This window comes from Dryocola mayonis, from assembly GCF_051307045.1.
GTDB lineage: Bacteria > Pseudomonadota > Gammaproteobacteria > Enterobacterales > Enterobacteriaceae > Dryocola.
The window spans coordinates 3,915,752-3,930,309 of the sequence record NZ_CP150452.1; the positions used below are offsets into that span (position 1 = coordinate 3,915,752).

Here is a 14,558-nt window from a genome sequence, read left to right on the forward strand (position 1 = left end):
TTTATTCCCCTTGTAGCGTCGCAATAATTTTGCGGGAACCGCCGTGAATACGATGCTCTCCCAGCCAGATGCCCTGCCAGGTGCCAAGCTGAACCTGCCCGCGGTGTACGGGCAGCAGTAACGACACGCCCAATAAAGATGATTTGATATGCGAAGGCATGTCGTCCGGGCCTTCATAATCATGTTCGTAAGCGGCATTGTCCGGCACGGTTTTCAGAAAGTGTCTTTCCATATCCTGGCGCACGGTCGGGTCGCAATTTTCATTGAGGGTCAGGGAGGCGGAAGTATGCTGGAGCAGAAGGTGCAGCAGTCCGGTCCGTACCTCAGAAAGCCCGGACAGCTGTCCGAGGATTTCATCGGTAACGAGATGAAAACCGCGGGATTTGGCTTTTAAGGCGAGGGTTTGTTGCCGCCACATACACTACTCCTGATAGATTTACGCTCAACTAAGTGTGCGAGCAACTCGCCAAAAGGTAAAACCCGGCGGGTAAATTTTGCTGAAAAAAAGGCGATGCGCCCGCGCGCATCGCCGTCTGTCACAGGCTTTCGCCGTTAATAATCAGAGTTAACAATCACTTCTTCGCCGTATGCGCCCGCTTTTGGCAGCGGCTGATAGCTGGAGTTTGCAGCGCGCAGGATGCGAATACCGCGAGCGCCGGCTTCCTGAGCCGCGGTAATGTCATTATCCGAGTCGCCGTAGAAAATCCTGATTTGCTTCTCTTGCAGCCACTGCGTTTTGGTGTTTTGCCCTTCTTTATCGCCGGCAAAAATCACCTCGTTCACGCGGGCCCTGCGGGATCAGGAAATCTTTTTGCAGCGTTTTAGTGACGGTTTCGGTTTTGGTCGGGCTGCGTCCGGTGATGAAATAAATGCTGTCGCCGCGCTTCAGATGCATGGCGATAAGCGACCTGGCCACCTCTTTCGGCATGCTGAATTCGTCCCAGCCGTTGTTCATTTTTTCCCAGAAGGCCGGATTTTTCAGGTAGTCCTGCTTATCGGGAGAGAACTCTTTTTGCCCGCGATAAAAACCGGGGCTTGAGAAAAGCACGGTGTCGTCAATATCAAAACCAACGGCAATCGGCGCGCGGCCGGTCAGGCTGTTTTCGATTTGCGCGACGGAAACCCAGTGTACCGGCGTCTGCTGCGCCAGCTGCGCGACCGTGACGCCGGGGTTAAGCGGCGCCGGGGCGGATTCTTTCGCTACGACGGACTGGTTTAATCCCAGCAATAAACAGACGGCGCTCAGCGCCAGGGTCATTTTACGCATCGTTTTCCCTTTCGTTCTTATCAGCTTTTATTTTTATCAATCAGAGCAACTGGTCAAAAAACTCTCTGACCATACCTGCAGGCGGCTGACGATTAAAGGTTTTTCGCAGAAATGACCATAGAAAAAGGCGATGTTTACGCATCGCCTTGAATCAGAAGTAAGCGAGCGCTTACATAACGGCAGCAAACGCCTGCGCAACGCGCCTGACGTTATGGCTGTTCAACCCGGCCACGCACATACGGCCGCTGGAAATCAGGTAAACGCCGAATTCATCGCGCAGGCGATCGACCTGCTCCGCGCTCAGGCCGGTATAGCTGAACATGCCGCGCTGCTGTAGCAGGTAGTCAAAGTCGCGTCCCGGCATCTCGGTCTTCAGCACGGAAACCAGAGCCTGACGCATATCGAGGATGCGGCGACGCATCGTTTCGACTTCCGCCAGCCAGCTGGCTTTCAGCCGTTCATCGTGCAAAACGGTGGCTACCACCTGCGCGCCAAAATTAGGCGGGCTGGAATAGTTACGGCGCACGGTGGCTTTCAGCTGCCCAAGCACGCGGCCTGCGGCCTCCGCGTCTTCACAGACTACGGACAGCCCGCCGACACGTTCGCCGTACAGGGAAAAAATCTTCGAGAACGAGTTGCTGACCAGCGCCGGCAGGCCCGCGCTGGCGATAGCGCGGATTGCATAGGCGTCTTCCTCCATGCCCGCGCCAAAGCCCTGATAGGCGATATCAAGGAACGGAACCAGATCGCGCGCCTTGAGAATTTCGATAACGGCATCCCACTGGGCGTCCGTCAGATCCGAGCCGGTTGGGTTATGGCAGCACGGGTGCAGCAGCACAACGCTTTGCGCAGGCAGGGTTTTAAGCTTCTCAAGCAGGGCTTCGAAACGCACACCTTTGGTTTCATCGTCGAACCAGGGATAGGTATGCACGGTGAAGCCCGCGCCAGCAAAGATGGCGACGTGGTTTTCCCAGGTTGGATCGCTGACCCAAACCTGCGAATCCGGGAACCAGGTTTTCAGGAAATCCGCACCCACTTTCAACGCGCCGGAGCCGCCGAGCGTCTGGATAGAGGCGATACGCCCTTCCGCCAGCGCCGGATGCCCGACGCCGAACAGCAAAGGCGCGATGGCGCTGCGGTAGGTATTCAGCCCTTCCATCGGCAAATAAAGAGAAGCGCCGTGCGGCTGCGCATTCAGGCGGGCTTCGGCTTGCGCCACGGCCTGTAACTGCGGGATGACCCCATCTTCGTTGTAATAAAGACCAATGCTGAGGTTAACCTTGTCGACGCGCGGGTCAACTTTGAAACGCTCCATCAAGGACAGGATCGGGTCGCCAGCATAGGCGTCAACTTTTTGAAACACGGTGGGGTTCTCCTGGTTTACAGTGTGGCGGACGAACAATGTAAACCAGGGAAGGACAGCTAGTCCAGATACTCCATCGCCACCCTTGAAGTCAGGCGCGTGATAAGTTCGTAAGCGCTCACCTTTGTTATTTCGGCGATGCGCTCGACGGGCAAACCCTCGCCCCACATCACCACACTGTCGCCCACTTTTTCTGCCGCATCCGTGCCGAGATCGACACAAATCATGTCCATCGCCACGCGCCCGACGATAGGCACCTCACGGCCGTTGACCAGCACAGGCGTGCCCGAAGGGGCGCTGCGCGGATAGCCATCGCCATAGCCCATGGCGACAACGCCCAGACGGGTATCGCGTTCGGCAACCCATGTGCCGCCGTAGCCCACAGGCTCGCCTGCTTTGTGACCGCGCACCGCAATCAGGCTGGAAGTAAGCGACATCACCGGCCGGAAGCCAAAGTCCGCGCCCCAGGGTTTGTGCTCAAGCGGGGATACGCCGTAGAGAATAATCCCCGGACGCACCCAGTCGAAATGCGACTGCGGCCACAGCAGAATCCCGCCGGAGGCGGCGATAGATTTCTGGCCGGGCTTGCCTGCGATAAAGGTATTAAAGATATCCAGCTGGCGTGGCGTGGCGTCGGATTGCGGCTCATCGGCCCGCGCGAAATGGCTGACGATATTGACCGGCTGGCTGACGTTTTTGCAGCGCGTCAGGCGCTGGTAAAACGCTTCCGCCTCATGGGGCAGCACGCCCAGGCGGTGCATGCCGGTATCGAGCTTCATCCACACGGTAACCGGATGGCTTAAATCGGCCTGTTCCAGCGCTTCAAGCTGCTCGATGCTGTGGACCGCGGTTTGCAGGTTCTGGCCGGCGATGGTCGGCAGGTCGGCGGCGTTAAAGAAGCCTTCAAGCAGCAGGATCGGCTGGGTGATGCCGCCAGCGCGCAGCCGCACGGCTTCTTCAAGACGGGCGACGCCGAACGCATCGGCCTCGGGGAGGGTTTGCGCGGTCTCGAGAAGACCGTGACCATAGGCGTTTGCTTTCACAACCGCCACCATGCGGCTGGCGGGCGCCAGTTCACGCAGGCGTTGCAGGTTGTGTCGCAGAGCGCGGCGGTTAATTTTGACGGTTGCCGCTTGCATGTTTCTTCCTTGCTCAATATTTACCAGAGCGGTGGATGGCGCTTTCGCTTATCCACCCTACGCAAAACGTAGGGCGGGTAATCCCACGCGCCGCCCGCCGGGATTGCGGGATTTTAGTCTTCGTCGTACTGCGGGCCGGCGTAGTTATCGAAGCGCGACCACTGGCCGTTAAAGGTTAAACGCACCGTGCCGATTGGGCCGTTACGCTGCTTGCCGATAATGATTTGCGCGATGCCTTTCTCGTCGCTGTTGTCGTTATAAACCTCATCGCGGTAGATAAACATGATGAGGTCGGCATCCTGCTCGATGGAGCCAGATTCACGCAAATCCGAGTTTACCGGACGTTTATCGGCGCGTTGTTCCAAAGAGCGGTTAAGCTGCGAGAGCGCCACCACCGGCACCTGCAGCTCTTTTGCCAGCGCCTTGAGCGAGCGTGAGATCTCGGCGATTTCCAGCGTACGGTTGTCGGAAAGCGACGGCACCCGCATCAGCTGGAGGTAGTCGATCATGATCATGCTCAGACCGCCCGCTTCGCGATAGATGCGGCGCGCGCGGGAGCGCACTTCGGTTGGCGTCAGGCCCGAGGAGTCGTCGATGTACATATTGCGCTTCTCAAGCAGGATGCCCATGGTGCTGGAAATACGCGCCCAGTCCTCGTCGTCCAGCTGGCCGGTACGGATTTTGGTTTGATCCACGCGCGACAGCGACGCCAGCATACGCATCATGATCTGCTCGCCGGGCATCTCCAGGCTGAAGATAAGCACCGGTTTTTCCTGCAGCATGGCGGCGTTTTCGCACAGGTTCATCGCGAAGGTGGTTTTCCCCATCGACGGACGCGCGGCCACGATAATCAGATCCGATTTCTGCAGGCCGGCGGTTTTTTTGTTCAGATCCTGATAGCCGGTATCCACGCCCGTCACGCCATCGTGCGGGGTCTGATACAGCGACTCGATACGCGACACCGTCGCTTCGAGAATCTGGTCGATGCTTTTCGGGCCTTCGTCTTTATTAGCGCGGTTTTCGGCAATCTGGAAAACGCGCGACTCGGCGAGATCGAGTAAATCTTCGCTGGTGCGACCCTGTGGGTCGTAGCCGGCATCGGCAATTTCGTTCGCCACGGCGATCATTTCGCGAACTACCGCGCGTTCACGCACGATATCCGCATAGGCGCTGATGTTCGCCGCGCTTGGCGTATTTTTAGATAACTCGGCCAGGTAGGCGAACCCGCCTACGCTTTCCAGATTGCCCTGCAGCTCCAGGGATTCTGAAAGCGTGATTAGATCGATAGGCTTGCTCATCTCCAGCAAACGCTGCATTTCGGTGAAAATCATGCGGTGCGGGCGGCTGAAAAAATCGTTGGCGACGACGCGCTCGGAGACGTTGTCCCAGCGTTCGTTGTCCAGCATTAAACCGCCCAATACCGACTGCTCCGCTTCCAGAGAATGTGGCGGCATTTTCAGCCCTTCCATCTGACGGTCACGGGTTTCGTTCGGTTTGTTGAAGGGTTTATTTCCTGCCATAGTGAGGGAGTTACCAGATTCATGTTCTTCAGAGATCGGGAAGTATACCCTGGTCTTGCTACTCTTCGACACAAGGAGTTTCCATGGCAACGCGTATAGAGTTTAGCCAACACGGTGGCCCAGAAGTGCTCAAAGCAGTTGAATTTACTCCGCACGATCCGGCTGCCGGCGAAGTCCAGGTTGAGAATAAAGCGATAGGCATCAACTACATCGATACCTATATCCGCAGCGGATTGTACCCGCCGCCAATGCTGCCAAGCGGGCTTGGCACCGAGGCGGCAGGCGTGGTGAGCAAGGTCGGCGGTGACGTAACGCACTTAAAAGTGGGCGACCGGGTGGTGTATGCGCAGTCAGGACTCGGCGCGTACAGCAGCGTGCACAACGTGCCGGCTGATAAAGCCGCTAAGCTTCCCGACGCCATCTCCTTCGAGCAGGCCGCGGCTTCCTTTCTGAAAGGCCTGACGGTCTATTACCTGCTGCGTAAAACCTACGAAATAAAACCAAACGACGTCTTTTTATTCCATGCCGCAGCGGGCGGCGTGGGGCTGATTGCCTGCCAGTGGGCGAAAGCGCTGGGCGCAAAGCTTATCGGCACCGTGGGTTCGGCTGAAAAAGCGGAGCGCGCAAAACAGGCCGGGGCCTGGCAGGTGATTAACTATCGCGAAGAGGATATCGTCGATCGCGTGAAAGAGATTACCGGCGGCAAAAAAGTCGCGGTGGTTTATGACTCGGTAGGGAAAGACACCTGGGAGGCGTCCCTTGACTGCCTGCAGCGCCAGGGCCTGATGGTGAGTTTTGGCAACGCGTCCGGGCCGGTGACCGGCGTAAACCTCGGCATTCTTAACCAGAAAGGCTCGCTGTATGTTACGCGTCCGTCACTAAACGGTTACGTGACCACGCGCGAAGAGCTGGAGGAAGCCTGCAACGAACTGTTCTCGTTAATTGCCAGCGGCGTAATAAAAGTGGAGGTGGCGCAGGGCCAGAAGTTTGCCTTAAAAGATGCGGCGCATGCGCATCAGGTGCTGGAAAGCCGTTCAACGCAGGGCTCCAGCCTGCTGATTCCATAAAAGAATTTGGGCTTCCCGAGGGAAGCCCATTCTTTTTTAGTTCGCGCTGTTTTGTAGGGTACAGCTGCGATGAATTCTTTTACTACAGCGCGGTAATATTGTCAGATTTACAAAACAATAGATACGGCGGCGACGGGAAAGTGAGCCATAAAGATGCGAGGTTGTGATCAACTCCGCAATACCTTAGCAATCCTTACGGTTATTGCGCTGCAAAATTAGCGCCTGTCCGCGACCAGCGATAAAGCGTGCTCCACAACCGCAATTCCCGCCCCGGCTTTATGCGCGTTTTCACTCAGATAACGACGCCACTGGCGCGCCCCGGGAATGCCCTGGAACAGGCCGAGCATATGACGCGTGATGTGGCCGAGATAAGCGCCGTTTGCCAGCTCCCGCTCGATGTATGGGTACATGCTGCGCACCACGGCAACGGCATCGGCGTCCTCAACGTCGCAACCAAAAATCTCGCGATCGACCGCGGCTAACAGCCCGGGATTCTGATACGCCTCGCGCCCAACCATAACGCCGTCCAGATGCTCGAGATGCGTTTTGGCCTCCGCAAGCGTCTTCACGCCGCCGTTAATGGCCATGGTGAGGTGCGGGAAATCACGCTTGAGCTGGTAGACGCGCGGATAGTCCAGAGGCGGAATTTCGCGGTTCTCTTTTGGGCTGAGGCCGGAAAGCCAGGCTTTGCGCGCGTGGATGATAAACATCTCGCACTCGCCCTTGCCGGCCACGGTGCCGATAAAATCACACAGGAATTCGTAGCTGTCCTGCTCATCAATGCCGATACGGGTTTTGACCGTCACCGGGATGGACACCACGTCGCGCAACGCCTTGATGCAGTCCGCGACGCGCTGCGCCTCGGCCATCAGGCATGCGCCGAACATGCCGTTTTGCACGCGGTCGGAGGGGCAGCCTACGTTCAGGTTGATTTCGTCATAGCCGCGGGCTTCGGCCAGTTTTGCGCACTGCGCCAGCGCCTGCGGATCGCTGCCGCCCAGCTGCAGCGCGACAGGATGCTCCTCCTCGCTGTAAGCCAGATAGTCTCCTTTACCGTGAATAATCGCCCCGGTGGTCACCATTTCGGTGTACAGCAGCATGTTACGCGAGAGCTGACGCAGAAAATAGCGGCAGTGCCTGTCGGTCCAGTCGAGCATCGGCGCGATGGAGAAACGGTACGGCTGGAAAGGAGTCTGATTGCTTTGTGAAGACATAGTCACTGAACGTTTACGCAGGTTACGGTTAAAAAAGGGTCGCCACTATAGCATAAAGCCGCGCCGGGACGCCTGCTCGTCCCGGCGCAATATTAATCAGAAGGTGACGCTAAGCTGCGCGCCAGGTTTCGTCTTCTCCGTAAAGCTTCATTAAATCAACGTGTACGCGGTAAAAAAAGAAACGCCTCTTCAAAAAGAGGCGTCGAGAGCAGAAATCACGATCGTTATACCCTGGTGGTATTTATTACGTTGCCGCCTTCATCAATCCTGAACTCGAAACGATATTTCTTTTCATTCAGCTCGTAGAGTAAAGTGTAATTTTCGCCAGATCTTAAACGCACTTTCATACAGGTGTCGGGGAATTTCTTCACTATATTTGATTCTGCTACCAGTGGTTCTCTGTAATCATTAAACGATGAGCTTAAATTATAATAACTCAGAGTATCGCCAGCTGTGGATTTGATACAAATTAAATTATTACCCACATCCGCATCACCTCCGTTACGAAATGTCAGACGATCGCCTTCACATCCGGATAGCTGAATAAATAAAAGTAATAAACAGAAGCATCTAATCATTGAGGGAATCCTTCGAGAATCTTTTTATATTTCCTTATAAGATCTTGCACAGAATCTTGCGGACGATATTTTTTATAAAATATTAAACCTTCGTTATATCTGAAGCCATATTTTATAAGTAACCAGTAGTCGGCCACGATACAAGCCTGCTGCTCCATGGGGTAATGAGAAAGCTGCCTCCTGCCCAGATCATAGTGATAGTTCCTCGCCCAGGAAAACAAACCTCGCATTTTTACATTCATGCCTCGTTGATGCTGCCAGACATGCATCATTTCATGCAAAAATAAATGCTTATATTCAATCGTGCTTAGCGAATAATCTTGCTGATAAACATTCGTTTCAAACCATATTTCTCCATTCGGCGTCATTGCGGTATTGTTTTCCTGCATACCGAAGGGTAAGTAGCTGCCATGATGTATCCACACCTTATTATACTGAATGGTGTGGCCATAAAGCTCTTGCGCCAGACTGGTTTCACCGAAGGTCAATAATCGCAAACCGCCTCTTTTAAGCATCCGGACTCCTTCCCATAAAGTTTCATTGTTCCCATCAACCTTCTATCACTTCTGGTTACTTTACGTCCAAAAGTGGTGGCCTGATAAATGAACTTTCAGAAAAGTGCCCGCCTGACAATCTAATCAAAAGCCGCGCCGGGACGCCTGCTCGTCCCGGCGCAATATTAATCAGAAGGTGACGCTAAGCTGCGCGCCAGCCCCCCAGGTTTCGTCTTCTCCGTACAGCCCCATTAAATCGACGTGAACGCGGTTAAACGGCGCAAAGCCAACGCCGCCCGTGAAGACGTTGCTGTCGTTGCCCTTAACATCGGCGCGATAGCCGGCACGCACGGCAAGCCAGGAAAGCGGACGTACTTCTGCCCCTACGCCAACGTACTGCGAGTTTTCTTCGCTTTTAAAACCTTTGGTTTCAGTAAGATCGCCGTCGGCGCTCAGGGTCACAAGATCGTTATGCCAGGCCGCGCCCGCGGTAACCAATGGGCGAATCTGGAAGGTGTCCTTATAGCTGCGCGTCTCGCCGGTCCGCCCGTTCGTGATGCGGATATCTTTAGTATCAATATCGCGCGACACCAGGTTCTGGCCGGTTAATCCCAGCGTCCAGTGTTCGCCTAAGTCTGCCGCCAGGCCAGCATCGACGTTGAAGCCGGTGTCATCATTGCGATAACGGCTGCTGTTCCAGTCGCCGCTGTCGTAGGAATAAATGGAGGTGGTGTAGTTATACAGCCAGGTTTTTTGCAGCTTTGGCGTCACGCCAACGGAAACCGGCACGCCGCCGAAATCAAACTGCTTTGCCATCGCGATACCATAATCGGACACGATAGCCGCGCGGCCGGACGCAGTGGAGTTAAGGTTGCGCGTAATGACATCCGAGCCATTTACCGCGGCGTCTATGGCGACGGCGCCGGCAATCGCGTCGGAACCTTCGATACCGCGCAGATAATCAATATCCCGCTGATCGATAGACGAGCTGACGCGCGCTCGCGCGTAGGCTTTGGTGACAAAAGCCACGGACAGCACGTCGTTTGGAATGCTTACCGCAATCCCTGCCGCCGCTTTAGCCTTCGCCGTTTTCCCGCGTAGGCTTTCCAGCTCGCCCGCTAAATCACCCGCCGCGCCCTGGAACTGGTTTAAAGTACCGACGGGGTTGGTAATAATATCCTGCAGGGTCAGGTCATCAATCACATCTTCGTAGCGATCAACCTTATCGCTGATATCGTCGATTTGATCCTGCAGATTGTCCTTATCGGTAATCTGCGCGCCCACGGATGGCAGAATGACCGTCACCCTGTCTTCTTCCTGCGCCTTTGCCAGCAAAGCGGGGTTAATTAACGCCCCGCTTCCGTAACTGGCGGAAGCCACCCCGGTTCCGCCCATCGCATCGCTACGTGCTTCCGCCCATGTACCAGCCGCGCCGGCGTGATTTGCCACAAACAAAGAAGCGGCGCTAAGCGCCACCAGAGATTTAATTTTTTTCATTTACCGCTCGTCCGTCTGTTAATCAGATGTAATAACTAGCCCCTGCCAGTTAAGACTTAACAGGGGCGGACTATTGCTGTGAATAACGAGCTTAAAAACGGGTTGTTTCACCCATAGGAATCCCGTTTCTATCCATACGGGTTGTGGTTTCATTCTTTCCTTGCAGAGTTATTTATAGTTTACCCCGCGATTTTCGTGAAGGCTGTCCGTCATGAGGGCCAAAAAATTGCGGCGGATGGTCTATCCAGCGGTCCTTACGCGTGGCGGCGTAGCTGGAGTTCATCGGATAATAGATACGATTTTCATCCTTGTTGGCCTCACCAACCACAAGCAGGCGCACCTCGTGTTCGGTGTTGTTAATAAAGGTATGGCAAATACCCGTCCCTGCCGGGAACCCCACGCTCTCGCCCGGTTCCAGCGGATAGAGATGGCCGTTGATCCACACCTGCGGGTGTCCTTCCAGCACGTAAACAAACTCTTCTTCGCTGCTTTCAGCATGCGGATAGGAGGTGCGACGCCCGGGCGGCAGGCGCTCATGGTGTATACCGAGCCGATTCAAACCAAGGCCGCGGGCAAGCGGCGCGCCGATAGCAAACAGCTCGTTACTGTCGGGATAGGTGGAATCATCCGCGCCTTCTAGCTCGCGCCAGTGGCGGATACAGTCTGGTTTTTGCATGACGGCTCCAAAGGGGAATTTTTAAGGTAAAACACTGCCAGTATGGACCAGCATTCGGCGTTTTTGCTGCTTTTATGATAAAGTGAGAGGCTAATCGATCGAGGAATGCTAATGGATACGACGACTTCACAACACGTGTTAGCGCAGGCCGAAAAGCTTTGCGCGCAGCGCAATGTGCGCCTGACGCCCCAGCGTCTGGAAGTGCTGCGTCTGATGACATTACAGACCGGCGCCATCAGCGCTTACGATCTGTTAGATTTGCTGCGCGTCAGCGAACCGCAGGCTAAACCGCCCACCGTCTATCGCGCGCTGGATTTCCTGCTGGAACAGGGATTCGTTCATCGCGTGGAATCCGCTAACAGCTACGTGCTGTGCAATTTGATCGATCAGCCGACGCACTCTTCGGCGATGTTTATCTGCGAGCGCTGTGGCGTGGTGAAAGAAGAAGTCGCGCAGGGCGTGGAAGACATTATGCATAAGCTGGCCGCAAAAATGGGCTTTGCGTTACGTCATAACGTGATTGAAGCGCATGGTTTGTGTGCGGGCCTGTTCCGAAGTGGAGGCCTGCCGCCATAAGGAAGGTTGCAGCAACCACGATCATTCCGTGCAGATTAAAAAGAAGGTTCGTTAAGGCAGGACGGTACATCCTTGTACCATGGGCAGGGCAGCCTGTAAGTCAGCACAACTGAGGGTTATGCGGGCTACCAGCGGTAATTGTTACGGGTTTCCCAGTCAACAACTTCCTTTTCCGCATCGTCTTTACTCGATCCATAACGTTCCTGGATCTTACCAACCAGCTGATCGCGTTTACCTTCAATGACCGTCATGTCATCGTCCGTCAGCTTGCCCCATTTTTCTTTTACATTACCTTTGAACTGTTTCCAGTTACCGCCGATTTCGTCTTTATTCATGATATTTTCCTTATCGTTCGGTGAAGAATCGTTAAAAGTTAATATCGTCCGGGTGAAGCCAGCGGCTGTCACTCACTATCTGCTGGACGTGATAATAATTGTAGTCAAGAATCCGGCGTCGGAGCGGCAATTAAGAACATTGAACCATTAAGACCGCGCCGGACACGCTGATTTGCAGCAGAATCTAGCGGCAAATCAGCATGCTGAGCGGGGATTAAAGGCGCGTCAACAGTTGTAACTAACTATGACTTTCCGCCTGGAACCATGTGTCGTGTCGCCAGTGGCGGCGCCAGATCCAGCCGAGGGCCAGCCCGCGCAGGGCAAGAAACACCGCTACCGCAAGCCACAGGCCGTGATTGCCAAGAGACGGCACGCTCAGCAGCGTCAGGCCGAAGCCCGCTGCGGCAACGACCATGCTGTTACGCATCTGGGCGCCGCGAGTGGCGCCGATAAACATGCCGTCAAGCAAATAGCACCACACGCCCACCACCGGCAGGACAATCTGCCAGCCTAAATAGCGGTCCGCCTGCTGCCGCAGCTCCGGCAGCGAGGTCAGCATGGCGACGATGTTTTCGCCAAACAGCGCATACGCCACCGCAAAGCCCAGCGCGACCAGCCCGGCCTGGCGGCAGGCCGCCCGCCAGACGTCCAGCAGCTGGCTGCCGTTACGGGCGCCGTAAGCCTGGCCCGAATGCGCCTCAACGGCATAGGCAAAGCCATCCAGCGCATAGGCGGTGAAGGTCAGCAGCGTCATTAAGACGGCGTTAACCGCCACCACTTCGCTGCCCAAACGAGCGCCGAAAATCGTCACCGAGGCAAAGCAGAGCTGCAGCAGCAGCGAACGCAGCATAATGTCTCTGTTTAACGCCAGCAGGCGGCGGATATTCCCGCGCCAGGCGTTTTTCAGCATGGCGAAGTCGATTCCCCGCATGACCAGAACTTTCTTCACCATCATTAAGCCGATGATAAAGGTAGCGTACTCCGCAATCGCCGTTGCCAGCGCGGCGCCCTGCACGTTCATATGCAGGCCCATAACCAGCCACAGATCGAGCAAAATATTCAGCACGTTGCCGACGATCAGCAGGATGACGGGGGCGCGCGCATACTGCACGCCAAGCAGCCAGCCGAGCAGCGCGAGGTTGGCCAGCGAGGCGGGCGCGCTCAGCCAGCGAATCTCAAGAAAACGCCTCGCCTGCGCAAGCACCTGCTCGTTTCCGCCAACGATATTTAGCGCAAGCGTAATCAGCGGGTAACGCAGCACGATAATGGCGATACCGGCAGCCAGCGCCATCAGTAACGGCTGTACCAGAGCACGGGCCAGCGCCGCGGGGTTATTCGCCCCAAAAGCCTGAGCCGTTAAGCCCGTCGTGCTCATGCGTAAAAACAGAAGCAGCATAAAGAGAAAGCTGGTGGCCGTTGCGCCAATCGCCACGCCGCCGAGATACACGGGGCTGTCCAGATGCCCAATAACCGCGGTATCCACCAGCCCGAGCAGGGGAACCGTAATATTGGAGAAGATCATGGGTAACGCGAGGCGCCAGAGCGCTTTATCCGTCGTCGAGAAGAAACGCATAGGGAAATCCGGGACGAGAAAAGAAAGAGGGATAATACGGTGATGCGCGGCAAACGCGCATCACAAAATGCGGGGACGCTAAGCTAAAGCGGTATTAAAGCCAGTCGCCGTTGCGGATAACGCCGACGGCCAGTCCTTCAATACTGAAATTCTGTTCGCGCAGATCGACGACGATAGGGTCGAACTCGCTGTTTTCCGGCAGCAGCTGCACGGTGTTGCCCTGCTGCTTCAGACGTTTTACGGTGACCTCGTCATCAATGCGCGCCACCACGACCTGGCCGTTACGCACGTCCTGGGTTTTATGCACCGCCAGCAGATCGCCATCCAGAATACCGATATCTTTCATGGACATGCCGCTGACGCGCAGCAGGAAGTCCGCGTTCGGTTTAAACAGCGACGGGTCAACCTGATAATGGCCTTCGATATGCTGCTGCGCCAGCAGCGGCTCGCCGGCGGCTACGCGGCCCACCAGCGGAATACCGGTTTCTTCTTCAACCAGAAGACGAATGCCGCGGGACGCGCCGGAAACAATCTCGATAACGCCTTTACGGGCCAGCGCCTTGAGATGCTCTTCCGCAGCGTTGGGAGAACGGAACCCCAGACGTTGAGCAATCTCGGCACGCGTCGGCGGCATGCCGGTCTGGCTGATGTGATCCCGAATAAGATCAAACACCTCTTGCTGTCTGGTAGTTAAAGCTTTCATTCCGCCCCCTGGGTGTTTATACAGTTATGCTGTGAGTATATACAGTCAAAGGTGAATTTGAAACCACAAATTGAGCAAAAAACCAGGGACTTATCATAATCCGGAATGGCTCTCGCAAATTAGCGCAAATGTGGCCACAGCAGCGTGCCCCAGGTGGCTACGGCAAGGATAATGGCGATCAGCACGGCGGCCGAGCCCATATCCTTCGCGCGGCCTGAAAGCTCGTGGTAATCCGTACCGACGCGGTCAACCAAAGCTTCGATGGCGCTGTTAAGAATTTCGACAATCATGACCAGCACCACGGAGCCGATAAGCAGAATGCGGGTGATGGCGTCAACGTCCAGCCCGCAGGCGACGGCGATGGCGATAACCGCGGCAACGCCTTCCTGGCGGAAGGCGGCTTCGTTAATCCAGGCGGCGCGCAGCCCTTTCCAGGAGTAACCGGCGGCTTTGATAATACGTGTAAATCCAGCGGTGTTATTCGCCATTTCGGGAAACCTTTTTAAAATAAAAGCGTCAATGCTTATCAGCACCCAGCAGCCTTCGCGTTTCTGCC

14 protein-coding genes and 2 pseudogenes are annotated in these 14,558 nt (G+C 55.6%); 2 read left to right on the forward strand and 14 right to left on the reverse strand.

The genetic code is table 11. From position 1 onward, the window contains the following. Position 1: 1 nt before the first annotated feature. The 5 genes and pseudogenes from WLO32_RS18945 to dnaB all read right to left on the reverse strand — a co-directional run bounded on the left by WLO32_RS18945 (position 2) and on the right by dnaB (position 5,289). Positions 2–418, reverse strand: a complete 417-nt coding sequence (locus WLO32_RS18945) for a secondary thiamine-phosphate synthase enzyme YjbQ (protein ID WP_435946526.1) — start codon at positions 416–418, stop codon at positions 2–4. 134 nt (positions 419–552) lie between these two features. Continuing rightward, positions 553–1,267: pseudogene (gene aphA / locus WLO32_RS18950) on the reverse strand (acid phosphatase AphA). Positions 1,268–1,436: 169 nt separating this feature from the next. Then, positions 1,437–2,630, reverse strand: a complete 1,194-nt coding sequence (tyrB, locus tag WLO32_RS18955) for an aromatic amino acid transaminase (RefSeq protein WP_435946528.1) — start codon at positions 2,628–2,630, stop codon at positions 1,437–1,439. A gap of 59 nt (positions 2,631–2,689) precedes the next feature. After that, on the reverse strand, positions 2,690–3,769 hold the full coding sequence (gene alr / locus WLO32_RS18960) for an alanine racemase (protein ID WP_435946530.1): 1,080 nt from the start codon (positions 3,767–3,769) through the stop codon (positions 2,690–2,692). Positions 3,770–3,882: 113 nt separating this feature from the next. Continuing rightward, positions 3,883–5,289, reverse strand: a complete 1,407-nt coding sequence (dnaB, locus tag WLO32_RS18965; protein WP_167614391.1) for a replicative DNA helicase — start codon at positions 5,287–5,289, stop codon at positions 3,883–3,885. A gap of 83 nt (positions 5,290–5,372) precedes the next feature. Here dnaB and WLO32_RS18970 point away from each other — a divergent pair, with 83 nt between their 5' ends. Next, a complete protein-coding gene (locus WLO32_RS18970; RefSeq protein WP_435946532.1) occupies positions 5,373–6,356 on the forward strand; it encodes a quinone oxidoreductase in 984 nt (327 codons plus the stop codon). A gap of 215 nt (positions 6,357–6,571) precedes the next feature. Here the strand turns inward: WLO32_RS18970 and dusA are convergent, their stop codons facing one another. From dusA to WLO32_RS18995, 5 genes are all read right to left on the reverse strand, one after another. Beyond that, positions 6,572–7,570: a tRNA dihydrouridine(20/20a) synthase DusA gene (dusA, locus tag WLO32_RS18975; protein ID WP_435946534.1), complete on the reverse strand. Its 999-nt coding sequence runs from the start codon at positions 7,568–7,570 to the stop codon at positions 6,572–6,574. 224 nt (positions 7,571–7,794) lie between these two features. Beyond that, complete coding sequence (locus WLO32_RS18980; protein WP_435946536.1) at positions 7,795–8,148, reverse strand: putative T6SS immunity periplasmic lipoprotein; 354 nt, start codon at positions 8,146–8,148, stop codon at positions 7,795–7,797. After that, complete coding sequence (locus WLO32_RS18985) at positions 8,145–8,663, reverse strand: type IV secretion protein Rhs (protein WP_435946538.1); 519 nt, start codon at positions 8,661–8,663, stop codon at positions 8,145–8,147. Before WLO32_RS18985 ends, WLO32_RS18980 begins: the two co-directional genes overlap by 4 nt. A 168-nt stretch (positions 8,664–8,831) precedes the next feature. Further along, on the reverse strand, positions 8,832–10,139 hold the full coding sequence (gene traF, locus WLO32_RS18990; protein ID WP_435946540.1) for a conjugal transfer protein TraF: 1,308 nt from the start codon (positions 10,137–10,139) through the stop codon (positions 8,832–8,834). A 172-nt stretch (positions 10,140–10,311) separates the two neighbouring features. After that, a complete protein-coding gene (locus WLO32_RS18995; protein ID WP_435946541.1) occupies positions 10,312–10,815 on the reverse strand; it encodes a cupin domain-containing protein in 504 nt (167 codons plus the stop codon). Positions 10,816–10,926: 111 nt separating this feature from the next. Between WLO32_RS18995 and zur the strand changes: the two are divergent. Beyond that, positions 10,927–11,446: pseudogene (gene zur / locus WLO32_RS19000) on the forward strand (zinc uptake transcriptional repressor Zur). 70 nt (positions 11,447–11,516) lie between these two features. On the opposite strand, the gene WLO32_RS19005 reads toward zur, so the two are convergent. The 4 genes from WLO32_RS19005 to WLO32_RS19020 form a co-directional block, all read right to left on the reverse strand. Further along, entirely contained in the window at positions 11,517–11,726 is a 210-nt protein-coding gene (locus tag WLO32_RS19005) for a CsbD family protein (RefSeq protein ID WP_271123670.1), read from the reverse strand. Between the two features lie 238 nt (positions 11,727–11,964). Continuing rightward, a complete protein-coding gene (dinF, locus tag WLO32_RS19010; RefSeq protein WP_435946543.1) occupies positions 11,965–13,299 on the reverse strand; it encodes an MATE family efflux transporter DinF in 1,335 nt (444 codons plus the stop codon). A 94-nt stretch (positions 13,300–13,393) separates the two neighbouring features. Then, positions 13,394–14,002 carry a transcriptional repressor LexA gene (gene lexA / locus WLO32_RS19015; protein ID WP_435946544.1) on the reverse strand — a complete coding sequence of 203 codons (609 nt, stop codon included), beginning with the start codon at positions 14,000–14,002 and terminating at the stop codon, positions 13,394–13,396. A gap of 119 nt (positions 14,003–14,121) precedes the next feature. Continuing rightward, positions 14,122–14,490 (reverse strand): diacylglycerol kinase, encoded by a 369-nt coding sequence (locus WLO32_RS19020; RefSeq protein ID WP_435946545.1) that lies wholly within the window; start codon positions 14,488–14,490, stop codon positions 14,122–14,124. Between the last annotated feature and the right edge of the window lie 68 nt (positions 14,491–14,558).

Bases quoted from the DNA above. Each gene is read 5' to 3' on its own strand.
- alr (WP_435946530.1), bottom strand. From the start codon at position 3,769: ATGCAAGCGGCAACCGTCAAAATTAACCGCCGCGCTCTGCGACACAAC.
- WLO32_RS18995 (WP_435946541.1), bottom strand. From the start codon at position 10,815: ATGCAAAAACCAGACTGTATCCGCCACTGGCGCGAGCTAGAAGGCGCG.
- WLO32_RS18985 (WP_435946538.1), bottom strand. From the start codon at position 8,663: ATGCTTAAAAGAGGCGGTTTGCGATTATTGACCTTCGGTGAAACCAGT.
- traF (WP_435946540.1), bottom strand. From the start codon at position 10,139: ATGAAAAAAATTAAATCTCTGGTGGCGCTTAGCGCCGCTTCTTTGTTT.
- dusA (WP_435946534.1), bottom strand. From the start codon at position 7,570: ATGTCTTCACAAAGCAATCAGACTCCTTTCCAGCCGTACCGTTTCTCC.
- dnaB (WP_167614391.1), bottom strand. From the start codon at position 5,289: ATGGCAGGAAATAAACCCTTCAACAAACCGAACGAAACCCGTGACCGT.
- WLO32_RS19005 (WP_271123670.1), bottom strand. From the start codon at position 11,726: ATGAATAAAGACGAAATCGGCGGTAACTGGAAACAGTTCAAAGGTAAT.
- WLO32_RS18980 (WP_435946536.1), bottom strand. From the start codon at position 8,148: ATGATTAGATGCTTCTGTTTATTACTTTTATTTATTCAGCTATCCGGA.
- WLO32_RS18970 (WP_435946532.1), top strand. From the start codon at position 5,373: ATGGCAACGCGTATAGAGTTTAGCCAACACGGTGGCCCAGAAGTGCTC.
- lexA (WP_435946544.1), bottom strand. From the start codon at position 14,002: ATGAAAGCTTTAACTACCAGACAGCAAGAGGTGTTTGATCTTATTCGG.
- dinF (WP_435946543.1), bottom strand. From the start codon at position 13,299: ATGCGTTTCTTCTCGACGACGGATAAAGCGCTCTGGCGCCTCGCGTTA.
- WLO32_RS18945 (WP_435946526.1), bottom strand. From the start codon at position 418: ATGTGGCGGCAACAAACCCTCGCCTTAAAAGCCAAATCCCGCGGTTTT.
- WLO32_RS19020 (WP_435946545.1), bottom strand. From the start codon at position 14,490: ATGGCGAATAACACCGCTGGATTTACACGTATTATCAAAGCCGCCGGT.